This is a genomic window from Salmonella sp. SAL00670 (assembly GCF_046552235.1).
Lineage (GTDB): Bacteria > Pseudomonadota > Gammaproteobacteria > Enterobacterales > Enterobacteriaceae > Salmonella > Salmonella enterica.
Genome location: NZ_JBGDUO010000001.1, coordinates 25,745 through 47,715, shown reverse-complemented (window position 1 = coordinate 47,715; position 21,971 = coordinate 25,745). Strand labels below are relative to the sequence as shown.

The 21,971-nt window shown below is 52.7% G+C and carries 23 protein-coding genes and 1 riboswitch; of the genes, 6 read left to right on the top strand and 17 right to left on the bottom strand.

The features are described 5' to 3' along the window. The first annotated feature begins 30 nt into the window (after positions 1-30). Positions 31-1,137 carry an ABC transporter permease gene (locus ACLJRS_RS00240; protein ID WP_000469050.1) on the top strand — a complete coding sequence of 369 codons (1,107 nt, stop codon included), beginning with the start codon at positions 31-33 and terminating at the stop codon, positions 1,135-1,137. Here ACLJRS_RS00240 and ACLJRS_RS00235 read toward each other — a convergent pair. Further along, positions 1,099-1,509, bottom strand: a complete 411-nt coding sequence (locus ACLJRS_RS00235) for a YbhQ family protein (protein WP_000871970.1) — start codon at positions 1,507-1,509, stop codon at positions 1,099-1,101. The two genes, ACLJRS_RS00240 and ACLJRS_RS00235, sit on opposite strands and share 39 nt — an antisense overlap. A 132-nt stretch (positions 1,510-1,641) precedes the next feature. Here ACLJRS_RS00235 and ACLJRS_RS00230 point away from each other — a divergent pair, with 132 nt between their 5' ends. From ACLJRS_RS00230 to ACLJRS_RS00220, 3 genes are read left to right on the top strand one after another with little or no spacing between them, the layout of a single operon-like run. Next, entirely contained in the window at positions 1,642-2,400 is a 759-nt protein-coding gene (locus tag ACLJRS_RS00230; RefSeq protein WP_000192039.1) for an endonuclease/exonuclease/phosphatase family protein, read from the top strand. Continuing rightward, complete coding sequence (gene clsB, locus ACLJRS_RS00225; protein ID WP_000649639.1) at positions 2,397-3,638, top strand: cardiolipin synthase ClsB; 1,242 nt, start codon at positions 2,397-2,399, stop codon at positions 3,636-3,638. The genes ACLJRS_RS00230 and clsB overlap by 4 nt, the downstream gene beginning before the upstream one ends. Continuing rightward, positions 3,638-4,600 carry a YbhN family protein gene (locus tag ACLJRS_RS00220; RefSeq protein WP_001129817.1) on the top strand — a complete coding sequence of 321 codons (963 nt, stop codon included), beginning with the start codon at positions 3,638-3,640 and terminating at the stop codon, positions 4,598-4,600. Before clsB ends, ACLJRS_RS00220 begins: the two co-directional genes overlap by 1 nt. Before the next feature lie 2 nt (positions 4,601-4,602). Here ACLJRS_RS00220 and ACLJRS_RS00215 read toward each other — a convergent pair whose 3' ends face one another. From ACLJRS_RS00215 to moaA, 9 genes are all read right to left on the bottom strand, one after another. Further along, positions 4,603-5,163, bottom strand: a complete 561-nt coding sequence (locus tag ACLJRS_RS00215; protein ID WP_001052196.1) for a hypothetical protein — start codon at positions 5,161-5,163, stop codon at positions 4,603-4,605. Positions 5,164-5,170: 7 nt separating this feature from the next. Further along, on the bottom strand, positions 5,171-5,779 hold the full coding sequence (locus ACLJRS_RS00210; protein ID WP_077906102.1) for a hypothetical protein: 609 nt from the start codon (positions 5,777-5,779) through the stop codon (positions 5,171-5,173). Positions 5,780-5,802: 23 nt separating this feature from the next. Then, complete coding sequence (locus ACLJRS_RS00205; protein ID WP_000529065.1) at positions 5,803-6,510, bottom strand: Bax inhibitor-1 family protein; 708 nt, start codon at positions 6,508-6,510, stop codon at positions 5,803-5,805. Between the two features lie 145 nt (positions 6,511-6,655). Continuing rightward, positions 6,656-7,360, bottom strand: coding sequence for a Bax inhibitor-1 family protein (locus tag ACLJRS_RS00200; protein WP_000373611.1), 705 nt, complete (start codon positions 7,358-7,360; stop codon positions 6,656-6,658). A 47-nt stretch (positions 7,361-7,407) separates the two neighbouring features. Beyond that, positions 7,408-7,860, bottom strand: coding sequence for a molybdopterin synthase catalytic subunit MoaE (moaE, locus tag ACLJRS_RS00195; RefSeq protein WP_000545202.1), 453 nt, complete (start codon positions 7,858-7,860; stop codon positions 7,408-7,410). Between the two features lies 1 nt (position 7,861). After that, positions 7,862-8,107: a molybdopterin synthase sulfur carrier subunit gene (gene moaD / locus ACLJRS_RS00190; protein ID WP_000598596.1), complete on the bottom strand. Its 246-nt coding sequence runs from the start codon at positions 8,105-8,107 to the stop codon at positions 7,862-7,864. Then, on the bottom strand, positions 8,100-8,585 hold the full coding sequence (moaC, locus tag ACLJRS_RS00185) for a cyclic pyranopterin monophosphate synthase MoaC (protein WP_000080894.1): 486 nt from the start codon (positions 8,583-8,585) through the stop codon (positions 8,100-8,102). Before moaC ends, moaD begins: the two co-directional genes overlap by 8 nt. A gap of 2 nt (positions 8,586-8,587) precedes the next feature. After that, on the bottom strand, positions 8,588-9,100 hold the full coding sequence (gene moaB, locus ACLJRS_RS00180; protein WP_000084604.1) for a molybdenum cofactor biosynthesis protein B: 513 nt from the start codon (positions 9,098-9,100) through the stop codon (positions 8,588-8,590). A gap of 21 nt (positions 9,101-9,121) precedes the next feature. Continuing rightward, complete coding sequence (gene moaA / locus ACLJRS_RS00175; RefSeq protein WP_023258600.1) at positions 9,122-10,111, bottom strand: GTP 3',8-cyclase MoaA; 990 nt, start codon at positions 10,109-10,111, stop codon at positions 9,122-9,124. Then, positions 10,099-10,243: riboswitch (molybdenum cofactor riboswitch) on the bottom strand. It overlaps the preceding gene by 13 nt. Positions 10,244-10,507: 264 nt before the next feature. On the opposite strand from moaA, the gene yvcK reads away from it, so the two are divergent. Then, a complete protein-coding gene (yvcK, locus tag ACLJRS_RS00170) occupies positions 10,508-11,416 on the top strand; it encodes a uridine diphosphate-N-acetylglucosamine-binding protein YvcK (protein ID WP_001246037.1) in 909 nt (302 codons plus the stop codon). A gap of 91 nt (positions 11,417-11,507) precedes the next feature. Here yvcK and slrP read toward each other — a convergent pair whose 3' ends face one another. From slrP to bioB, 7 genes are all read right to left on the bottom strand, one after another. Then, complete coding sequence (gene slrP, locus ACLJRS_RS00165) at positions 11,508-13,775, bottom strand: SPI-1 type III secretion system effector E3 ubiquitin transferase SlrP (RefSeq protein WP_410957732.1); 2,268 nt, start codon at positions 13,773-13,775, stop codon at positions 11,508-11,510. A gap of 7 nt (positions 13,776-13,782) precedes the next feature. Further along, positions 13,783-13,956 (bottom strand): hypothetical protein, encoded by a 174-nt coding sequence (locus tag ACLJRS_RS00160; protein WP_001539544.1) that lies wholly within the window; start codon positions 13,954-13,956, stop codon positions 13,783-13,785. Between the two features lie 308 nt (positions 13,957-14,264). Next, positions 14,265-16,286, bottom strand: a complete 2,022-nt coding sequence (gene uvrB, locus ACLJRS_RS00155) for an excinuclease ABC subunit UvrB (RefSeq protein WP_000042502.1) — start codon at positions 16,284-16,286, stop codon at positions 14,265-14,267. A gap of 650 nt (positions 16,287-16,936) precedes the next feature. Beyond that, positions 16,937-17,623, bottom strand: coding sequence for a dethiobiotin synthase (gene bioD, locus ACLJRS_RS00150; RefSeq protein WP_000167217.1), 687 nt, complete (start codon positions 17,621-17,623; stop codon positions 16,937-16,939). Then, the gene (gene bioC / locus ACLJRS_RS00145) at positions 17,616-18,371 is read right to left on the bottom strand and encodes a malonyl-ACP O-methyltransferase BioC (protein ID WP_000079906.1); all 756 of its coding nucleotides are present in this window, start codon (positions 18,369-18,371) and stop codon (positions 17,616-17,618) included. Before bioC ends, bioD begins: the two co-directional genes overlap by 8 nt. Further along, the gene (gene bioF, locus ACLJRS_RS00140) at positions 18,355-19,512 is read right to left on the bottom strand and encodes an 8-amino-7-oxononanoate synthase (protein ID WP_000118945.1); all 1,158 of its coding nucleotides are present in this window, start codon (positions 19,510-19,512) and stop codon (positions 18,355-18,357) included. The genes bioC and bioF overlap by 17 nt, the downstream gene beginning before the upstream one ends. After that, entirely contained in the window at positions 19,509-20,549 is a 1,041-nt protein-coding gene (bioB, locus tag ACLJRS_RS00135) for a biotin synthase BioB (RefSeq protein ID WP_000090729.1), read from the bottom strand. Before bioB ends, bioF begins: the two co-directional genes overlap by 4 nt. 86 nt (positions 20,550-20,635) lie before the next feature. Here bioB and bioA point away from each other — a divergent pair, with 86 nt between their 5' ends. Beyond that, a complete protein-coding gene (gene bioA / locus ACLJRS_RS00130) occupies positions 20,636-21,925 on the top strand; it encodes an adenosylmethionine--8-amino-7-oxononanoate transaminase (RefSeq protein WP_000205503.1) in 1,290 nt (429 codons plus the stop codon). The last annotated feature ends 46 nt before the right edge of the window (positions 21,926-21,971 follow it).

Sequence of the window (21,971 nt, the reverse complement as noted above, 5' to 3'; positions counted from 1 at the left end):
AGGCCTGCAAACTGGACTGAGAGGACGGGCATGTTTCATCGTTTATGGACGTTAATTCGCAAAGAACTGCAATCGCTTTTACGCGAACCGCAAACGCGCGCGATCCTGATTCTGCCGGTGCTGATTCAGGTCATCCTGTTTCCGTTCGCCGCGACGCTTGAAGTCACTAACGCGACTATCGCCATCTATAACGAAGATAACGGCAAACATTCGGTAGAACTTACCCAGCGCTTTGCCCGCGCGAAAGCGTTTACCCATGTGCTATTGCTGAACAGTCCGCAGGAGATCCAGCCGACTATCGATACGCAAAAAGCGCTGCTGCTGGTACGCTTCCCGGCGGATTTCTCGCGGAATCTGGATACCTTCCAGCCTGCGCCGATGCAACTCATTCTTGATGGACGTAACTCCAACAGCGCGCAAATCGCCGCCAATTATCTGCAACAGATCGTCAAGGAGTATCAGCAGACATTGATGGACGGCAAGCCAAAGCCCAACAATAGCGAACTGGTGGTACGCAACTGGTATAACCCGAATCTGGACTACAAGTGGTTTGTGGTGCCCTCGCTGATCGCCATGATCACCACTATTGGCGTGATGATCGTCACTTCGCTGTCCGTCGCCCGCGAGCGTGAACAAGGCACTCTGGATCAGCTGCTGGTCTCTCCGCTCACCACCTGGCAGATTTTCGTTGGTAAAGCGGTGCCGGCGCTGATTGTCGCGACCTTCCAGGCCACGATCGTGCTGGCTATCGGCATTTGGGCATACCAAATTCCCTTCGCCGGTTCGTTAGCGCTGTTTTATTTCACGATGGTGATTTACGGGCTGTCGCTGGTAGGCTTTGGCTTGCTGATATCATCGCTTTGCGCCACGCAACAGCAGGCGTTTATCGGCGTCTTTGTCTTTATGATGCCGGCGATTTTGCTCTCGGGTTATGTCTCGCCGGTGGAAAATATGCCGGTCTGGCTGCAAAACCTGACGTGGATAAATCCTATCCGCCACTTTACTGATATTACCAAGCAAATTTATCTTAAGGATGCAAGTCTGGGAATTGTCTGGGGAAGTTTGTGGCCGCTACTGGTGATAGCGGCCACCACGGGTTCAGCGGCGTATGCGATGTTTAGACGCAAAGTGATGTAGCTTTTTATCTTTCGCCAGTAGCGAGACCACGGCGGGCCCGGCCAGGATAGCCAGCCCCGCCAGCGCCAGCAAGACATTGTTTTGCAATACGCGGGATAGCAGCCAGAGGACAATCAGCGCGGTGCCGAAGTACCAGGTGGTAGTCAGCTCTTCCAGCACATCCGCCACATCGCGCCAGCGTTGCTCATGATGGCGCTGCAACGCCAGCATCAGCAGTACCGTCACGCCATAAAGCACGCATAATCCCAGGCCGACGCGCACTAATGTGCCGCTCATCCAGCCTATTACCAGCATCGCCACTACCAGTAAATGCAACATAATCTGCCAACAACCGAGGCCGGTTGCGACACGAACGCGTTGTTGCCACTTCATGGCTTTTCTCCTGAAGCATTTTTCTCTCATTATTCAGAGTACCGAACTTTACGGAAAATTCCGTAAGACCGCATCTTTTTGTGACGACGACTACACTATTTCAATCAGGATAGTGACGCGGACAGGAAGAAAATGACTCAACACACGCGAAATTTTTCATTCAAAGTGCTCACAATTAATACGCACAAAGGTTTTACCGCCTTTAATAAACGCTTCATCCTGCCGGAGCTGCGCGACGCTGTCAGAACGGTCGGCGCCGATATCGTCTGTCTGCAAGAAGTGATGGGCGCGCATGAAGTACATCCGCTGCATATCGAAAACTGGCCGGACACTACCCACTATGAATTTTTGGCCGACACCATGTGGAGCGATTTCGCCTATGGCCGCAATGCGGTCTATCCGGAAGGCCACCACGGTAACGCGGTTCTTTCTCGCTATCCCATTGAACATTATGAAAATCGCGACGTCTCGGTCGGCGGTAGCGAAAAACGCGGCGTGCTCTATTGCCGCATTACGCCGCCCATGCTCAACCGCCCTATCCACGTCATGTGCGTACATCTCGGCCTGCGGGAGAGCCACCGCCAGGCGCAGTTAACCATGCTGGCGGGATGGGTGAATGCCTTGCCGGAATCAGAACCGGTGCTGGTGGCCGGAGACTTTAATGACTGGCGGCAAAAGGCCGGCCCGCCATTAAACGCGGCCGGGCTGGAGGAGATATTCACCCGTGCCCATGGCCGACCGGCGCGCACATTCCCGGTGAGTATGCCGCTGCTGCGACTCGATCGTATTTACGTCAAGAATGCGAACGCCAGTTCTCCTACGGCGCTACCGCTGCGGAACTGGCGACATTTATCAGACCATGCCCCCCTTAGCGCGGAGATCCATCTATGAAATGCGGCTGGCGTGAAGGTAATCAAATTCAGCTACTGGAAAACGGCGACCAGTTCTATCCTGCCGTGTTTGAGGCTATCGCTCAGGCACAGCAAAAAATCATTCTGGAAACCTTTATCTTGTTTGAAGATGAGGTGGGTAAAAAACTCCATGCCGCTCTGCTAAAAGCCGCACAGCGCGGCGTAAAAGCCGAAGTATTACTCGACGGCTACGGCTCTCCCGATCTCAGCGACGCGTTTGTCGGCGAATTGACCTCAGCGGGCGTGATTTTTCGCTATTACGACCCCCGCCCGCGTCTACTGGGGTTGCGAACCAATATCTTCCGCCGAATGCACCGCAAAATTGTGGTGATTGATGATCGTATTGCCTTTGTCGGCGGCATTAACTACTCCGCCGAACATATGTCGGATTACGGCCCGCAGGCGAAACAAGACTACGCGGTACGGGTCGAAGGGCCTGTAGTGGCCGATATCCTGCAATTCGAAGTCGAGAATCTGCCGGGGCAAAGCCCCGCGCGCCGCTGGTGGAAGCGCCATCATCAGGCCGAAGAAAACCGCCACCCCGGCGAAGCGCAGGCGCTGTTTGTCTGGCGAGATAACGAAGAGCACCGCGACGATATCGAACGTCATTATCTGAAAATGCTGACCCAGGCAAAGCGTGAGGTGATTATCGCTAACGCCTATTTTTTCCCCGGCTATCGCTTGCTCCACGCAATGCGTAAAGCCGCCCGCCGTGGCGTGAGCGTAAAACTGATTGTCCAGGGGGAACCAGACATGCCGATAGTCAAAGTCGGCGCGCGGTTGCTCTATAACTATCTGGTGAAGGGCGGTGTGCAGGTTTATGAATACCGACGACGTCCGCTGCATGGCAAAGTGGCGCTGATGGACGATCACTGGGCCACGGTAGGGTCGAGTAATCTCGATCCGCTCAGCCTGTCGCTTAACCTTGAAGCTAACCTGATCATTCACGATCGTACTTTTAACCAGACCCTGCGCGATAATTTACAAGGCATCATCGTGAATGATTGTAAGCAGGTCGATGAGTCTATGCTGCCGAAACGCACCTGGTGGAACCTGACCAAAAGCGTGCTGGCGTTCCACTTTTTACGTCATTTCCCGGCGCTGGTCGGCTGGCTACCTGCGCATACCCCGCATCTGGCGCAGGTTCCCCCGCCTGCCCAGCCAGAAATGGAAACCCAGGATCGCGTTGATCCAGAAAATACAGGAGTGAAGCCCTAATGGCTAAATCGCATCCGCGCTGGCGGCTGGCTAAAAAAGTGCTGACCTGGCTGTTTTTTATTGCGGTCGTCGTTCTGCTGGTGGTTTATGCTAAAAAGGTCGACTGGGGCGATGTCTGGACCGTCATCCGTGACTATAACCGCACGGCGCTTTTAAGCGCTGTAGGACTGGTGATCGTTAGCTATCTTCTGTACGGCTGCTACGACCTGCTTGGACGGCTTTATTGCGGCCATAAACTGGCGAAGCGACAGGTGATGTTGGTATCGTTCGTCTGCTATGCCTTTAACCTGACGCTCAGCACCTGGGTCGGCGGGATCGGGATGCGTTACCGACTGTACTCTCGCCTCGGGTTGCCCGGCAGTACTATCACGCGTATTTTCTCACTCAGCATTACCACTAACTGGCTGGGCTATATTCTGCTTGGTGGCATCATTTTTACCTTCGGCATTGTCCAGCTTCCCGACCACTGGTATATCGATGAAGGCACGCTACGTATTCTCGGTATCGTTTTATTGTTGATTATCGCGGTCTATCTGTGGTTTTGCGCCTTTGCGAAGCGGCGGCATATGACGATTAAAGGGCAGAAACTGGTGCTGCCGTCATGGAAATTCGCACTGGCGCAGATGGCAATCTCCAGCGCGAACTGGATGGCGATGGGCGCCATCATCTGGCTGCTGATGGGTCAGGATGTGAACTATTTCTTTGTACTGGGCGTACTGCTGGTGAGCAGTATCGCGGGCGTCATCGTGCATATTCCGGCAGGCATCGGCGTACTGGAGGCCGTATTCCTTGCGTTGCTGGCGGGCGAACATACGTCGCAAGGCACGATTATCGCCGCCCTGCTCGCATACCGCGTGCTTTACTATTTTATTCCCCTGTTGCTGGCGCTGGTGTGCTATCTGATCCTGGAGAGCCGGGCGAAGAAGCTGCGGGCGAAAAACGAGCGGGCGATGGCGAAATAAATTTAAGCAGACGCGTTTTCGCTTTCCAGCACAACGCGTTTTATCCGGTAAAAATAAACATATGCTGAGAAAAAAGACGTATTCATCTGTAAGCGGGAAAAAAGCAGCAATGACCAGCTAAACAGCAGCAGGAGCACTTCGTGGAACTCGCCCATGAATACTGATGACAGGGTACAGAACGTTGCCAACGTAACGGAAATAATGGCCAGTAATAGCGCATAGCGGTAAATAATGACCCCGCTCATTCTTCCTTTAAGCAGGAGCTGATTTGACGGGGTAAGAAAAGCGATATAGCCCACGGCCAGGAAGAAGACCAGCTCCAGATGCTTTTTATTGTGCAGCTCAAACTGCGCAATAACCATGTTTATACTGACGATCCATGTCATCGTCATCATGATCGCCGTAAGCCCAATAACGCCTCCGTGAGGAATACCTTGTTCATACCAGTTTTTTTTGTAGTGGCTGGCCGGATACACAGGTAACTTAATTTCTGGCGGGATCAACTGCCCTTTTTTCACCAGCTCCGCCAGTGTTTTTCCTGTTAGCCACGTCATCAGGTTCATGGGCTTATCATTTCCTTGTCTGTGAGGTGAGATATTTTTGTAATGCGACTCGCACTAATCGACGCCCCAGGCAGAAACGAATCATCATTGTAAACGTTTCGCCATTCATCACCCAGCGGCAAAGCACAACCATAATAATCGCGATAACCAGATCACTCTTTAGTTCGCTATTTTGATGGCACAACACGTCAAATAATCCAGTACCGCAGAGCATAATATTTAATAAAAACAGTAAAACGCAGAGGCGCAACCCCAGGATAAAACCTTTGGCAATAAGCCATACCTCAGCCATAACACATAGCATCATACCTATAGCACTGCCAAAATAAATAATTATATTTAGTGGCCAATACAGGATAAACTTATCAAAAACAAAATGCGCACTGCACACACCTCCCACAAGAAGCATAAAACTAAACGCGCAAACAGGCGCAGGATTAGGTAATGAATGTTCCCATGAAAATCCGGTAATGAAATGAGAAATCAGCGCTGGCGGGCATTTCTGATTAAAATCCTCGCCGCCATTTTTAATGGCGCGAGTGACGTCTTTAGCTTCACAAAACGCTAACCAAAATTGTTTGCCACATAATTTACTCATTATACCCATCATCACCAACCTGAATAAAAAACCTGCAACGCCTACGGCCTGAAAGATAATAGTATTTCCAGAATCATCAAAATGATATAACGACACAGCGTAACCACAGCATTAATAATGCCAAGGTAAAGCGTCAGCGCGCCAAATAAAGCGCAACGAGACAGGGATGAAAACTCGCTGTGGTATAATATGCGGGCATAACCATGAAGTGTCGATTTTTCTAGTGCTGTAATCAATGTCCATACCAATACCGTCAGCATACTGACTATCCAGACCAGAGTGCTACTGGCCACCAGGCTATTGACAACTATCGCAGCGATGATCCCGCTTACCGCCATAAAAATTAACGGCCTGAATAGACCAGAACTGATATTCAGGTAGAAAATAAATAAGGCATTAAGACTAAACATGATTCCAACAATCACGAAAATGGTCACGCCACCTGAGAAAAGGTAAGCTAATGACACGCCGGTAAGTGTAATGATGGCAATATATATCAACGTTACGACAACAGTGCCAAAGCGGAAAACACAGGTAACGGCCCCATACCCCAGGCCAAGCAAAAGTGCTGATATCCACAAAACAACAACAGGTTGAACGTGAGTTATCAAAAAATGAGTATACAACGTTAACCATATAATGCCGGCGGTACACCATAGTCCCAACGCAGTATACCAATAGGTAAGGGATAACATTGTCGCGGGAATAAATGCTATTTGCCGTATACGTATTGCAGCCAGAGGTCCCACTTGTCATTTATCACTCTTCACATGATCACGGTGATAAGAATGGCAAGCGCAGGAAAACATTTCTAAGATATTTATGCTGTTTCGCCCTAAATATAGTCCTAAAAAAATCCTGGCGCAGGGCCAGGATTTTAAGAGATCGCTATAATTAGCGGCGATTACCAAAAATACGCAGTAACATCAGGAACAGGTTGATAAAGTCCAGGTACAGCGTTAACGCGCCGAGAATCGAATATTTACGCAGATTAGCGCTATCGCGGGTATCTATTTGCTCGCCGATATTTTTCAGTTTCTGCGTGTCATAGGCGGTCAGACCGACAAACACCACCACCCCGATATAGGTTACCGCCCACATCAGCGCTTCACTCTTCAGCCAGAAATTGACCAGCGACGCCAGAACGATACCAATAAGCGCCATAAACAGCATGTTGCCGAAACCGCTAAGATCGCGTTTAGTGGTGTACCCGTACAGGCTCATGGCGCCAAACATTCCCCCCGTCACCACAAACGTGCTGGCGATAGAGGAGTAGGTGTAAACGATAAAAATACTGGATAACGTCAATCCGGTTAGCGCCGAATAGAGCATAAACAGCGTCGTCGCCATTCCGGCGCTAAGTTTATGCACCAGTCCCGACAGAACAAACACCAGCGCAAGCTGGGCAATAATTAAGCCAAAGAAGGTGATCTTACTGGAAAAGACAAACATCATGACGGCTGGCGTATTAGCCGCATACCACGCGATAAACGCGGTCAGTAACAGTCCGACCGTCATCCAGCCATACACTTGCGCCATATAGGTCTGCAGGCCGGACCGTGCCTGCACTATTGAATCAGATCGTGGAAATCTGTCCATGATGAACTCCTGTGTGGAAATGATACCCTAAAGCGTATCACATTCTGCTACCAACGTTTCGCCAACTGCTGGTCGCTGTCGCGCGCTTCGACCCAGCGATCGCCTTCCGGCGTGGCTTCACGCTTCCAGAACGGCGCACGGGTTTTCAGATAATCCATAATGAACTGACCGGCGTCGAACGCGCTACTGCGGTGCGCGCTGGTGACGCCGACAAACACAATCTCATCGCCCGGCCATAATTCGCCAACGCGATGAATCACCGTGACCCGCCCCAGCGGCCAGCGGGAACGCGCCTTTGCGACGATCTCCGCCAGAGCTTTCTCAGTCATGCCGGGATAATGCTCCAGCGTCAGCGCCTTAACGCTATCGCCCAGGTTATGATTGCGCACTTTTCCGGTAAAGGTGACGACCGCGCCGTCTTCGTCGCGCGCCGCCAGCCAGGAATATTCCTCCCCGACGCTAAACGGCGCAGGGCCGACTACAATTCGCGTTTCGTGCATGTTAGCCCCCCGTGACTGGCGGGAAAAACGCCACTTCATCGCCCGCCGTCAGCGGATGGTCAAAACTGACCAGCGTCTGGTTGACCGCCGCCAACAGCTTGCCGTCTTCCAGCGCCAGCGCCCAACGATCGCTCTTTGTCGCCAGATGCTGTCGCAGCGACTCAACGGTGGAAAAATCTGCTGGAAGATCCAGCGCGTCAGTTCCTGTAAGCTCGCGAACCTGGGCGAAGAAAAGCACCTTAATCATGCGCATCCACCTTAAAATCCCCCGATTTGCCGCCGCTTTTCGCCAGCAGGCGCACCGGACCAATTACCATATCTTTTTGTACCGCTTTGCACATGTCGTAGATGGTTAACGCCGCGACGGACGCCGCGGTTAACGCTTCCATTTCGACGCCGGTTTTACCGGTCAGACGGCACAGAGACTCAATACGCACGCGGTTATGCTCCGGCTCGGCCTGAAGCTGAATCTCCACTTTACTTAGCAGTAGCGGGTGGCACAGCGGGATCAGCTCCCAGGTGCGTTTGGCGGCCTGAATACCGGCAATTCGGGCGGTGGCGAAAACATCGCCCTTGTGGTGTTTGCCATCAACAATCATCGCCAGCGTTTCACTACGCATGGTAACGAATGCTTCCGCCCGCGCTTCACGAACGGTTTCCGCTTTAGCGGAAACGTCCACCATGTGCGCTTCGCCTGCGGCGTTTATATGGGTTAATTGCGACATCGTTATTTCTTTAAATGAGGGTGAAAATTACATGGGCGTGTACGGGCATCCAGCTGCGGCGCAATGATATTCTCCCATGCGGTTCTGCACGCTTTTGTGGAGCCCGGCATGGCGAAAATCAAGGTGTTATTCGCCACGCCAGCTACCGCGCGCGACTGCAGAGTTGCGGTGCCGATCTCTTCAAACGAGAGCATGCGAAACACTTCGCCAAATCCTTCCACTTCACGATCGAACAGCGGCAACAGCGCTTCCGGCGCCTGATCGCCTTCGGTCAAACCGGTCCCACCAGTTATCAATACGACCTGCACCTCATCACTGGCGATCCAGGCGGAAACCTGGGCGCGAATCGCGTAACGGTTCTCTTTAACGATGGCTTTCGCCACCACTTCATGCCCGGCCTCCTGCGCCGAATCACGCAGATAATGACCGGAGGTGTCGTCTTCTTCGCCGCGTCGGCTGGAAACAGTAAGAATAGCGATGCGGGTCGGGATAAATTCAGCGCTGACCTGACTCATCTGAAATCTCCTTATTAAGGATTAACCGCCAATGTAAGATAAATTTTGCGTAATACCAGTATTGCTCTGGTGAAGGAAATGGGTCTGCTTTTTCTCCCGCAACGCGTCGGAAATACGTTCCTCAAGCGCGTATTGCTGCGCGTCATCCTGTAACAGGTCGCGTAAACTCACGCCGCCGTCGCCAAACAGACATAAATGCAGCTTACCGATGGACGAAACACGCAGGCGGTTACAGGTGGCGCAGAAATCTTTTTCATACGGCATAATGAGGCCGATCTCACCGGCGTAATCGGGATGACAAAAAACCTGCGCCGGGCCATCGCTGCGCTGGCGGAGCTGGTGGATCCAACCGCGCTTAATCAGCTCGTCGCGTAATACCTGACCCGAAATATGATGTTTGCGGAAGAGATCGCTCCCCTCGCCCGTCTCCATAAGTTCAATGAAGCGTAGCTGAATGGGGCGAGGCTGAATCCAGGCAAGGAAGGTATCCAACTGATGGTGATTCACGTCGCGCATCAGCACGGTGTTGACTTTCACCTTTTCGAAACCGGCGTCAAAGGCGGCATCGATGCCCGCCATCACCTGGCGGAATTTGTCCTGACCGGTAATCGCATGGAACTGACGCGCATCCAGGCTATCCACGCTAACATTGACGCCCGTCAGCCCCGCTTCGCGCCAGTTCGCGGCATCGCGCGCCAGTCGATAACCGTTAGTGGTCACCGCAATCTGGCGAATAGCATCATTTTCACCCACGGCGGCAATGATGTCGGTAAAATCGCGGCGTAATGAAGGCTCGCCGCCGGTAAGACGCACCTTCTCCGTGCCAAGACTGGCAAAAGCGCGCGTAACGCGACGAATTTCATCGACGGTAAGGAAACCGTTGTTAGTGACGCCGCCAGGTTTGTAGCCATCCGGCAGGCAGTAGGTGCAACGAAAGTTACACACATCGGTAATCGACAAACGCAAGTAGTAAAACTTACGCGCGAAAGCATCGGTAAGTTGTGAAGCCATGTACACCTTTCCAAATACGGGAGGCGGAGTCATTTCTTCCTGCGCCCTGGTGGCAAACGTTAAACGTTGTCACGGCCAAAGCACCGTATCAAAAATGACCCAGGTGCAGAGGCTAGAGTGTTTACTGTGGTTACGCCGATACTAGCGTGTAAATGACAATTTCGCCATCACGCTTTCGCTATATAAACATATACATAGCGATATGATCGTGCTATTTAGCGACAGAATACGTGAAAATCACACTTTTACATTGATATATATCATTTAGCCGTGGTAACGCCCTCGCTATAAAGGGGTAGTCGGGAATAATTAATTGTCTTTTAGCCGGTCGGCTAATTGCTGAAAACCCGCGACTTGCGCTACTGTAGCGCTGCTTATTTGACTTCAGGAATTTTTATGCGCAATCGTACGCTGGCTGACCTTGATCGTGTCGTTGCCCTCGGCGGAGGGCATGGATTAGGACGCGTCCTCTCCTCGCTTTCTTCATTAGGTTCGCGCCTGACCGGCATTGTGACTACCACAGATAACGGGGGGTCAACTGGCCGTATTCGCCGCTCGGAAGGCGGGATCGCCTGGGGCGATATGCGCAACTGTCTGAATCAGTTAATTACCGAACCTAGCGTCGCGTCCGCTATGTTTGAGTATCGTTTTGGCGGTAATGGCGAACTTTCTGGTCATAACCTCGGAAATTTGATGTTAAAGGCGTTAGATCACCTGAGCGTGCGGCCTCTGGAAGCGATTAATTTAATTCGTAATCTGCTTAAAGTGGACGCGCAGCTGATCCCGATGTCGGAGCTACCGGTAGATCTGATGGCGATTGACGAACAGGGGCATGAGATTTATGGCGAGGTGAATATCGATCAGTTAGCGACGCCGCCGCAGGAGATCATGTTAACGCCAAACGTTCCGGCGACGCGGGAAGCGGTACAGGCCATTAATGACGCGGATCTGATTCTGATTGGCCCTGGCAGTTTTTATACCAGCCTGATGCCTTGCCTGTTGCTGGATGAACTGGCGCAGGCGCTGCGGCGCACCCCAGCGCCAATGGTGTATATCGGCAATCTGGGTCGCGAACTGAGTCTGCCCGCCGCCAGTTTAACGCTGGTCGATAAGCTGGCAATGATGGAGCAATATATTGGCAAAAAGGTTATTGACGCGGTGGTGGTTGGACCGCAAGTTGACGTCAGTGCGGTGAACGATCGGCTGGTGATTCAGGAAGTGCTGGAGGCCAGCGATATCCCCTATCGCCACGATCGTCAGTTATTACATAATGCGCTGGAAAAAGCGCTACAGGCGTTGGGTTAAGCCCGTTTACCGACGACGCTGCGCTTATCAGAAGCCTGTTTACACCGAAGGGTAAACAGGCTCTCTCCCTCTTCTGATAAACTGCGTTCAGCTATCGCCAGTAGGCGCTCATGAGCGAGCTCACCTCTTTTTTCAGCAATATATTCTCCATGATCTCAGTAAAGAGGGTCTGATTGATCTCTTCCATTATCCGCATTCCAGCCATGCGCTCTGCGTCAGGATCACCTGCTATTCCTAACGCTTCCAGTTCAGCATTGACCCGGCTCTGATACTCATCCGTTTCAATACACTCAGCCCTTTTGGCCATCATTTCACGCCACTCTTCTGGCGCTATACGCTCCAGCACTTTATGCCACGGCCCCCACAGCGCAAACCATTTGTGAAAATCCCTATTTTCAGCAATTTTTATCCTTATTTCCGCCTCGTCCAGGTCAGACTCAGTGATACCAGAAACGTTATAAAATCGCATATCCTGGGTCATTGTTGTCAGCGACAGCGACTCTCGTAACTGATTCTGAAAACCCAGAAATACTTCGACTTCGTCAATAAAAAACAGCCGTTTTACCTTTTCTCTGGCGAGCGATTCTATTTGCTCCAGCCGAAAGATTTCACGCCCCGCCATAATCAGTTCCGCTAAGTGGCTATCAAAGGCGCCTCTTTCAGCATCATGAACCAACGTCGCTTCCTGCATTTGGTGGTATGCCAGTGTGACCCGATCTTCACAGCTTATCGTTGCACCCATCGCTATAATAAATGCGGTTTCTCTTAGTGCGCTATCTTCAGCCAGGCGCATTAGCCAGGCGGAGACTTGTTCCTTAAAATCCGGGTGTCGGGTGTTCTGCGTATCGCTAAGACGATCCAGAAACATGCTGAAGGCTGCCGCGTTTACTTCCGTCTCAAACGCCCGCCATTGGTTGACGTCTTCCTCCTCGAGATTGGTTAGCCACCCCTGGACAGCTTGATGCAGTGGTCGAGTTACCCGAACAATTGAAAAGTCGCCCATGGCAAACAATACCCGGGGTCCCTGATAATCTACAGAGGACATTAGCCGCTGCATATTCTGTATTGTTCGTTCTGAAAAAGGATTATATTCTACGATTATTCTTGTAGGTTGAGGTCCTTCACCACGAAAATGGGGTAACGACTCCGGGAGACGGACCAGGTTATTGCGAGAGGCCTGCATTATTTGTAATGCCGCCGGGAGGTTTTCCGGTAGATTAGTCAATGCGTTACGGGAAACATCCAGCGTTGTTATCGTGGGAGGTAGTGTTTCAGGCAGAACCGTAATCTGATTTTTACTTACATCCAGGACCTGTAATTCTGGTGGTAACGATGCGGGCAGACTGGTTAAGGCATTTTCGCCGGCCTCCAGAGTCTTCAGGCCCGGCGGCAATGTTTCAGGCAAAGCGGTTAACGAATTACTCTGCACATTCAAATGGGTAATCCCTGACGGAAGATGTGCTGGCAGTGTCCTTATGCTGTTATCATAAACGCTCAGGTACCGAAGTTCCTCAGGTAGATTTTCAGGTAAGCAACTAATTTTATTATGGAAAAGATCCAGCGATTGAAGCGCTGAAGGCAAACGTTCCGGCAATTCAGTAATACGGTTAATGTTCAGCTCCATTTCCTGTATGGTATCCGGTAACGTGGCAGGGATACTGGTTAGCTGATTACTGTTGGCATACAGGGTCTTTATATTTCCCTGTAAATTTTCCGGCAAACTTTTCAGTTCATTGTTATCGAGTATCAGAGTAGTTATCTGCTCAGGAATATAGGCAGGTATAGTGGTAAGTCCTAATATTTTCAGACGAAGTTCCGTCTTATTATTTTTCAGGCAGTCACGCATCCGTTGTACGGCTTCTTCACGATTTGCTGCCTCTTTCGCTGGCGCCTCTTTTACCCACTCAGACCAGATTAACTCATAATTCACAGCATCTTTGGAGCCGGAAGCGCTACTCGCCTGCTCGCTTTCTGTCACACGGGTATAGGTGACTGACTTTCCCCCTCCCTCAACGGTATAGCCCTCTGTATTAAAAACTATAGACAGAATTTCCTGACTATTTTCACTCAAAATACAGTATTGGTCTGCCCCTCCTCTACTATACTGAATATTATCCGCATACGCCGGGAAAGCTAACATCCTTAAACATTCAAACTTGCTTTTGATCTCTTCTGGCGAGGCGGTTTCAGGTGGATGACAAAGATAAGCGATGCAGCTTTGTGCTTCAACCTGATGTTCTGAAGAGAAAAAGGCACTTATTTTATTCCATATCTCTTCTTTTAAAGGCACCTCTGTTGATGCCTCATTGCTAATACTTTGATGCCTTGCCGTAGATTGTATATTAGTAATATTAAACATATTTTCCCTACCTGATCTGAACGTAACCTAAAGTAACAGATAAGGATATTCTCAACTTTAAACAAGAGGCCATAGTCGTCATTATTTCGGACAAATCATTCAGTATTTGCAGCGCTTGACTTATAAATGCTCGCGCTTCCATCACCTCTTTTTTAAGTAGAATGATGTAATCTGTTGCCATGACACGCTTTCAACGAACTCACATAAGATTAAAATGACGATCATGAGGATAGCTATACCGATAATACGGGGCGTTTTTTTTCATAGCCGAGGAGAGAGGGAAAATTAGCGTTGGGTTCAGCCTCAACGCTAATTTTCTTCAGTTGTGATTAAACTAGCTACCCCATTGATGTTTTGAGTTCTTCGACAATCTCGTTAGTCAAAGCCTGTCACTGTTTTTCATTCCTGACTGACTTAGCCCTGACTATTGCACTGAAATTCTCAAAAGCGAGCCATGGTAACGATGACTCGCTGGCGATCGACACATTGTCAGGACGCCGCGATAAACAACTCGCGTAACTGGTGCAACTGGTCGCGAATTTGCGCGGCTTCTTCAAACTCCAGATTTTGCGCGTGCTGCATCATTTGCCCTTCCAGTTCATGAATTTTCTGCTGCAACGCTTTCGGCGTCATATCCAGTTCGACAATTCCGGCTTTTGCCGTAGAACGGCCCTTGCCTTTCCCCTTCGCTTTGGTTTTCGCAATGTTCTGCCCCAGCGCCAGGATGTCGACCACTTTTTTGTTCAGCCCCTGCGGAGTGATACCGTGCTCTTCGTTGTACTTCTGCTGCTTCTCGCGACGTCGCTCGGTTTCGCCAATCGCCTTCGCCATCGACGGCGTGATTTTATCGCCATACAGAATCGCTTTACCGTTAACGTTACGCGCCGCGCGCCCTATGGTCTGAATCAGGGAGCGCTCGGAGCGCAGGAAGCCCTCTTTATCGGCGTCCAGAATCGCCACCAGCGAGACTTCCGGCATATCCAGCCCTTCGCGCAGCAGGTTAATCCCCACCAGAACGTCAAACTCGCCCAGACGCAAATCGCGGATGATTTCCATCCGCTCCACGGTATCAATATCTGAGTGCAGGTAACGCACGCGCTCGCCGTGCTCTTCCAGATATTCGGTCAAATCTTCCGCCATCCGTTTGGTAAGCGTAGTGACAAGGACACGCTCATTAATGGCCGCACGCTGACGAATTTCGGACAGCAGATCGTCCACCTGGGTCGCCACCGGACGCACTTCAATAATCGGGTCCAGCAGCCCGGTCGGTCGCACGACCTGATCCACCACCTCATCACCAGATTTTTCCAGCTCATAGTTGCCGGGCGTGGCGGAAACATAGATAGTTTGCGGCGCTAAGGCTTCAAACTCCTCAAACTTCAGCGGACGGTTATCCAGCGCCGAAGGCAGACGGAAGCCATACTCGACCAGCGTCTCTTTGCGCGCCCGGTCGCCGCGGTACATGCCGCCTATCTGCGGGATGGTGACATGAGACTCATCCACCACCAGCAGTCCGTCGGCGGGCAGATAATCGAACAAGGTTGGCGGCGGTTCGCCCGGCCCGCGGCCCGACAGAAAGCGGGAATAGTTTTCAATGCCTGAGCAGTAGCCCAGCTCGTTCATCATCTCTAAATCGAACTGCGTGCGCTGGCTTAATCGCTGCTCTTCAAGCAGCTTATTATTTGCCAGCAAGACCTTACGCCTGTCCGCCAGCTCATCTTTTATCTCTTCCATCGCCTGCAGAATACGCTCGCGCGGCGTCACGTAGTGCGTTTTGGGATAGATAGTATAACGTGGCACCGTTGACTCTACCTGCCCGGTTAACGGGTCGAACAGCGACAGGCGTTCCACTTCTTCATCAAACAGCTCAACGCGTAGCGCGATGTCGTCAGATTCAGCCGGGAAGATGTCGATCACTTCGCCGCGCACGCGAAAGGTACCACGCTGAAAAGCTTGATCGTTACGGGTGTATTGCAATTCCGCCAGCCGACGCAAAATCGCGCGCTGGTCAATCAGCATTCCCACCGTCAGATGCAGCATCATTTTCAGGTAGAGATCCGGATCGCCCAGACCGTAAATCGCGGACACGGAAGCCACCACCACGACATCGCGTCGCTCAAGCAACGCTTTCGTTGCCGACAACCGCATTTGCTCAATATGTTCGTTTACCGAAGCGTCTTTTTCGATAAACGTATCCGAACTTGGCACATACGCTTCCGGCTGATAGTAGTCATAGTAGGAGACGAAATACTCCACCGCGTTTTCCGGGAAAAACTCTTTCATTTCGCCGTAGAGCTGCGCCGCCAGGGTTTTATTGGGCGCAAGCACCATCGTTGGCCGCTGCAAGTCCGCAATGACGTTGGCAATGGTGAATGTCTTCCCGGAGCCGGTCACGCCCAATAACGTCTGATGCGCCAGCCCGTCCTCCAGCCCCTCTTCCAGACGACGTATAGCGTCCGGCTGATCGCCAGAAGGTTTAAAAGCGGAATTCAGTTTGAACGGTTTACTCATGAGCGGCTACCTGAAGGAGTGAGCGGGCAGGGGTGTAATTTTACTCTCGACGGTGAATATTGCCAATAAAAAATACTGGATGAAAAAACAGTAACGCTCCAGTGTATAATGGCTATCGGCAGATACCCCACGCTATTTAGAGGTAAAACATAGACAGTCGCGGGGTAAAATTCCAGCAGTGTGCTGGTTATCCCCAGACCAGAGTCTTTTTTAACATTTGTCAAGTCGGATGATGAAAGTTTTATGTCAACGTATCCCCCTTCCTTTACAACCATTGATTTTATATAACTTGCTGTCTGAAAAGGGATATTTTCTCAAGCCGTCTTTCGCGCCAATTTAGTCGCAGGCCGCGTCGCCTCTCGCTTACGTTGTGTTTTCTAACTCTAATACACAAGGTTATCCACAGGAATAGTGGATAACTGCTTCCAGCCCGTATCCCCTGCCGCCTGGCAAAATCAGCCCTTGACGTTTTCGCCGGGCGATAAAAAAAAATTATCGCTATTTTTGGCAGATTATTAGCTAACGAGAAGGGAAAAATTGAGGCGTAGACGCTCACATTTTGCACATTTTTAGCATGGAGACGTCAGGAGGGTCTGGCGAAAGAACAGCAGGATCGTCAGATCCTGCAAGAAGGCGGTTTTTAAGCGCGGTCAGGCGCGTTCCAGGGGGCTGAGGTCCAGATACTGTCCTGTCGCCGCCTGCGATGGAGAAATGCCCAGCCACGGGATTTCCCCTAACAGCGGGGCCGGTATGACGCGGCGAAGCGTCGCGAGATATTCACCATGACGCGCGCCCGGCGGCTGTATGTCGTTGGCTATCCATCCGACAAGTGGTAATCCGGCCTGTTCTACCGCCAGCGCCGTCAGCATGGCGTGATTAATACAGCCCAGCTTGACGCCAACAACCAGAATCACCGGCAGCTGCTCCGTCTGTACCCAGTCGGCAAACGTCAGCGTGGCAGAGAGCGGTGTAAACCAGCCGCCCGCCCCTTCTGTCAACACCCAGTCTGCCTGCGCCTCCAGCGTTCGTAATCCGCGTGATAACACCGCCGCGTCTATCGCCCGGCCTTCGTCGGCGCTAGCGATGTGGGGAGAAGTAGGCTCGGCAAAAGTATAAGGATTGATAGCGGAATAAGGTTGCGGCAGGCTGCTGTTACGCTGCAAGGCCAGGGCATCGCTATTGCGTAGCCCGTCGGTTGTCATTTCGCTGCCGGAAGCGACGGGCTTATAGCCTACGGTTTGATAACCTAACTGCGTTGCGGCCTGCAATAAGGCGCAACTGGCGACCGTTTTACCGACTTCAGTATCAGTACCGGTCACAAAATAGCGTTTAGTCACGTTCAATCACTCCCATAAAAAGGTGGTACGTCAGCGGATATTTCCCCTGCCGCTGCGGCCATGCCAGTTGAATCTGTCTAAGCCGGGCGCGGGTTAATACATCCGTCTCCCGCCCTTCATGAAGATGGGTGGCGCCAATGCCTTTGAGCGAACGCATCGCGCTCAGGGCATCCTCAAACCACAATGTCATCGCCTGAGTATGACGAGACGCCCGCCAGCCGCGTAGCGCGTGGTCAATGGCCTCTTCCGGCAAAAAGCTATTCGCGTGAGCGCGATTATCGACGGCCTGCCATGCCTGACGCAGCTCCGGCAACGACCCCTGGCACAAGGTGGTAAACGCCACCACGCCGCCGGGCCGTACAACCCGATACAACTCGCTCAACGCATCACGTAAATCGCCACACCACTGGACCGCCAGGTTGCTCCAGGCCAGGTCAAAAACTTCGGCGTCATGGGGAATCGCTTCGATATCCGCCAGCAAATAGTGATGCGCCGCCTGACGATCGCGAGCCTGTTGCAGCATCGGCAGCGAAAAATCCAGGGCGGTCACTTCGCTCCCCCGCTCTCGCCAGTAACGACTCATACGTCCGGGGCCGCAGCCTGCGTCCAACACACTGGCAAACTGGCGGCCTGTCAACAGCGTCAGCAGCGCATCCGCGCTGTGTTGCTGTAAAGAGGCGTGCTGTTCATATTGCGATGCGGCCCGGCCAAACGCCGCCGCAATAGCCTGCTTATTCACCTGCGCCATGCAGCACCTCCAGCAGACGGTCGATATCGCACGCTTCATGCGCCTGCGTTAACGTTAAGCGCAGGCGCGCCGTACCGACAGGCACCGTCGGCGGGCGAATTGCCGTCGCCCAGCATCCTTGTTGACGCAGCGCCTCCGCCAGGCGCAATGCACGGCTGTTATCGCCCACGATTAACGGCTGGATGGCGCTATGGGCATTCAGTAGCGTAAATCGGGACGCGTTAACGCCGGCCCGAAAGCGCTGAACCAGAGCGGCGAGTTTTTCGCGCCGTTCACGACCTTCATCGCTACGGATCACCGCCAGCGAGGCGCTTAACGCCTGCGCCTGGGCGGGCGGCATACTGGTGCTGTAAACCAGATGACGGGCGAATTGCAGCAGATAATCCGCGACGCTTTCCGAGCAGAGCACCGCTGCGCCGCTGACGCCAAATCCCTTACCGAAAGTCACCACCAGCAACTCAGGCTTCACCCCCCGTTGCCAGCAGGTGCCCCTCCCCTCATCGCCAGTCACGCCGATGCCGTGCGCATCATCAACCAACAGCCAGGCATGATGCCTGCGGGCAATGTGCTGGATTTCCGCCAGCGGCGCGCTGTCGCCGTCCATGCTGTATACACCTTCTGTCACCACCAGTTGCTGACCCACGCAGGGCGATTGCAGTAAACGCGACAGATGCTGCGTATCGTTATGGATAAAGCGGCGAAGCTGCGCCGGACTCAGATTGGCGGCCTCCAGCAGGGAAGCATGACTCAACCTGTCGGCCACAATCCGGTCATTTTTTTTCATTAAGGCGGTAATGACCGCCTGATTCGCCGCAAAGCCAGAGATAAACAGCAGCGCGCGTGGATATTCTAACCATTGCGCCAGTTCCACCTCTAACGCCTGGTGCGCCACGGAATAACCGCTGATATGACCCGACCCGCCGCTGCCGACGCCAAAACGCGTCGCTGCCTGTTGCCAGGCGCGAATAATCTGCGGGTGTTGACTTAAGCCGAGGTAATCATTGCTGGAGAAGTTAAGATACTGTCGCCCGTTCGCTACCAGCCAGCGTCCGGCGCCCTGCGACACCACATAGCGGCGGCGCAACGTATCCGTCGCCCGACGCGCCGTCAGCGCATCGTCGACGCGTTGTTGCCAACTCATAAGGCTGCCGCGTTGTAATAATCATCGGTGTCAGGCGTCATCAGCGTCTGCTCCAGACGTTGCTGCTGCTCGTTATCGCCCGCCAGCACCCTGGTCTGCTGCGGATTCAGCCCCAGCTTACGGAATAACTGCAGATCCTTGTCCTCTGCCGGATTTGGCGTAGTTAACAATTTGCAGCCATAGAAAATCGAGTTCGCCCCGGCCATAAAGCACATCGCCTGGGTCTGCTCGTTCATCTGTTCACGCCCTGCGGAAAGACGCACGTATGAGGTCGGCATCATGATGCGCGCCACGGCGATAGTACGAATAAAATCAAACGCATCCACGTCATCGTTATCCGCAAGCGGCGTGCCTTTTACCTTCACCAGCATGTTGATTGGCACGCTTTCCGGCGGTGTCGGCAGGTTCGCCAACTGCAACAACAGTCCGGCGCGATCGGTAACCGTTTCGCCCAGACCCACAATGCCGCCGGAGCACACTTTAATCCCTGCTTCACGGACTTTTTCCAGCGTGTCGAGGCGCTCCTGATAGGTACGGGTAGTGATGATATTGCCGTAAAACTCCGGCGAGGTATCGAGGTTGTGGTTGTAGTAATCCAGCCCGGCGTTAGCCAGACGCTGCGCCTGGCTCTCGTTCAACATGCCGAGCGTCATACAGGTTTCCAGCCCCATAGCTTTGACGCCCTGTACAATCTTCTCCAGATAAGGCATATCGCGTTCATGCGGATTCCTCCAGGCCGCCCCCATACAGAAGCGGGTCGAACCAGCGTTTTTCGCTTTACGGGCGGAGTCCAGTACCTGCTCTACTTCCATTAAACGCTCGGCTTCCAGCCCGGTTTTATAGCGCGAGCTCTGCGGGCAGTATTTACAATCCTCCGGGCAGGCGCCGGTTTTGATCGACAGCAGCGTACTAACCTGTACCTGCTGCGGATCGAAATGCTGGCGATGAATTTGCTGCGCTTCAAACAGCAATTCCAGCAGTGGTTTTTCAAATAATTCGGTTACTTGCGACAGTGTCCAGCGTGGGTGGCGAGCCATCGGGCTTCTCCAAAATATGTTGTTTGTTTTTGATATGGTGTAGACTCGTAAACCTAAATCTTTTTAATTTGGTTTACAAGTCGATTATGACAACGGACGATCTGGCCTTCGATAAACGCCATATTTGGCATCCTTACACTTCCATGACCTCGCCGCTGCCGGTATATCCCGTTGAGCGGGCCGAAGGCTGCGAGCTGGTTCTCGCCTCGGGCGAACGCCTGATTGAGGGGATGTCCTCCTGGTGGGCGGCCATTCATGGTTATAACCACCCGCAATTGAACGCGGCGATGAAAGCGCAAATTGACGCCATGTCGCATGTCATGTTCGGCGGCATAACCCATCAACCTGCGGTGAATCTGTGCCGTAAGCTGGTCGCGATAACGCCTGAGCCGCTGGAGTGTGTCTTTCTGGCCGACTCTGGTTCGGTGTCGGTAGAAGTGGCCATGAAGATGGCGCTGCAATACTGGCAGGCGCGCGGCGAATCGCGTCAGCGTTTTCTGACGTTTCGCCACGGTTATCATGGCGACACGTTCGGCGCGATGTCGGTGTGCGATCCGGATAACTCCATGCACAGCTTGTGGAAAGGCTATCTGCCGGAAAATCTGTTCGCGCCGGCGCCGCAAAGCCGGATGGATGGCGAATGGGATGAAAGCGACATCGCGCCATTTGCCCGCCTGATGGCCGCGCATCGTCATGAAATAGCCGCCGTGATTCTGGAACCTATCGTTCAGGGCGCGGGCGGGATGCGCATATATCATCCACAATGGCTCAGGCGTATTCGTAACATGTGCGATCGCGAAGGCATTCTGCTGATTGCCGATGAAATAGCCACCGGGTTTGGCCGTACCGGCAAACTGTTCGCCTGCGAGCATGCCGGGATCGCACCGGATATTCTGTGTCTCGGCAAAGCGTTAACCGGCGGCACCATGACCCTCTCGGCAACGCTCACGACACGCCAGGTTGCAGAGACTATTAGCAACGGCGAGGCGGGGTGTTTTATGCATGGCCCGACGTTTATGGGGAATCCGCTGGCCTGCGCCGTCGCCTGCGCCAGCCTGACGCTGCTGGAAAGCGGCGAATGGCGTCAGCAGGTGGCGTCTATCGAGTCTCAGTTACGCGCTGAGTTAGCCCCCGCGCAAAGTTCGCCCTGGGTGGCGGATGTGCGGGTGTTGGGTGCGATTGGGGTGGTTGAAACCACGCATCCGGTCAATATGGCGGCGCTTCAACGCTTCTTCGTCGGGCAAGGCGTCTGGATCAGGCCGTTCGGCAAGCTAATCTACCTGATGCCGCCCTACATTATTCGTCCGGATCAACTGCGCCGTTTGACCCAGGCGGTCAATGACGCGGTACACAATGAAACATTTTTTAGCCATTAATCAGCGGTAAGCGATGCTGCTTCTGGCTACACTTCTGGTGAGTCAA

What these genes read in the sequence shown, in the direction of transcription:
- ACLJRS_RS00240 (WP_000469050.1), top strand. Translation starts at nt 31, where the DNA reads ATGTTTCATCGTTTATGGACGTTAATTCGCAAAGAACTGCAATCGCTT.
- ACLJRS_RS00235 (WP_000871970.1), bottom strand. Translation starts at nt 1,509, where the DNA reads ATGAAGTGGCAACAACGCGTTCGTGTCGCAACCGGCCTCGGTTGTTGG.
- ACLJRS_RS00230 (WP_000192039.1), top strand. Translation starts at nt 1,642, where the DNA reads ATGACTCAACACACGCGAAATTTTTCATTCAAAGTGCTCACAATTAAT.
- clsB (WP_000649639.1), top strand. Translation starts at nt 2,397, where the DNA reads ATGAAATGCGGCTGGCGTGAAGGTAATCAAATTCAGCTACTGGAAAAC.
- ACLJRS_RS00220 (WP_001129817.1), top strand. Translation starts at nt 3,638, where the DNA reads ATGGCTAAATCGCATCCGCGCTGGCGGCTGGCTAAAAAAGTGCTGACC.
- ACLJRS_RS00215 (WP_001052196.1), bottom strand. Translation starts at nt 5,163, where the DNA reads ATGAACCTGATGACGTGGCTAACAGGAAAAACACTGGCGGAGCTGGTG.
- ACLJRS_RS00200 (WP_000373611.1), bottom strand. Translation starts at nt 7,360, where the DNA reads ATGGACAGATTTCCACGATCTGATTCAATAGTGCAGGCACGGTCCGGC.
- moaE (WP_000545202.1), bottom strand. Translation starts at nt 7,860, where the DNA reads ATGCACGAAACGCGAATTGTAGTCGGCCCTGCGCCGTTTAGCGTCGGG.
- moaD (WP_000598596.1), bottom strand. Translation starts at nt 8,107, where the DNA reads ATGATTAAGGTGCTTTTCTTCGCCCAGGTTCGCGAGCTTACAGGAACT.
- moaC (WP_000080894.1), bottom strand. Translation starts at nt 8,585, where the DNA reads ATGTCGCAATTAACCCATATAAACGCCGCAGGCGAAGCGCACATGGTG.
- moaB (WP_000084604.1), bottom strand. Translation starts at nt 9,100, where the DNA reads ATGAGTCAGGTCAGCGCTGAATTTATCCCGACCCGCATCGCTATTCTT.
- moaA (WP_023258600.1), bottom strand. Translation starts at nt 10,111, where the DNA reads ATGGCTTCACAACTTACCGATGCTTTCGCGCGTAAGTTTTACTACTTG.
- yvcK (WP_001246037.1), top strand. Translation starts at nt 10,508, where the DNA reads ATGCGCAATCGTACGCTGGCTGACCTTGATCGTGTCGTTGCCCTCGGC.
- slrP (WP_410957732.1), bottom strand. Translation starts at nt 13,775, where the DNA reads ATGTTTAATATTACTAATATACAATCTACGGCAAGGCATCAAAGTATT.
- ACLJRS_RS00160 (WP_001539544.1), bottom strand. Translation starts at nt 13,956, where the DNA reads ATGGCAACAGATTACATCATTCTACTTAAAAAAGAGGTGATGGAAGCG.
- uvrB (WP_000042502.1), bottom strand. Translation starts at nt 16,286, where the DNA reads ATGAGTAAACCGTTCAAACTGAATTCCGCTTTTAAACCTTCTGGCGAT.
- bioC (WP_000079906.1), bottom strand. Translation starts at nt 18,371, where the DNA reads ATGGCGCAGGTGAATAAGCAGGCTATTGCGGCGGCGTTTGGCCGGGCC.
- bioF (WP_000118945.1), bottom strand. Translation starts at nt 19,512, where the DNA reads ATGAGTTGGCAACAACGCGTCGACGATGCGCTGACGGCGCGTCGGGCG.
- bioB (WP_000090729.1), bottom strand. Translation starts at nt 20,549, where the DNA reads ATGGCTCGCCACCCACGCTGGACACTGTCGCAAGTAACCGAATTATTT.
- bioA (WP_000205503.1), top strand. Translation starts at nt 20,636, where the DNA reads ATGACAACGGACGATCTGGCCTTCGATAAACGCCATATTTGGCATCCT.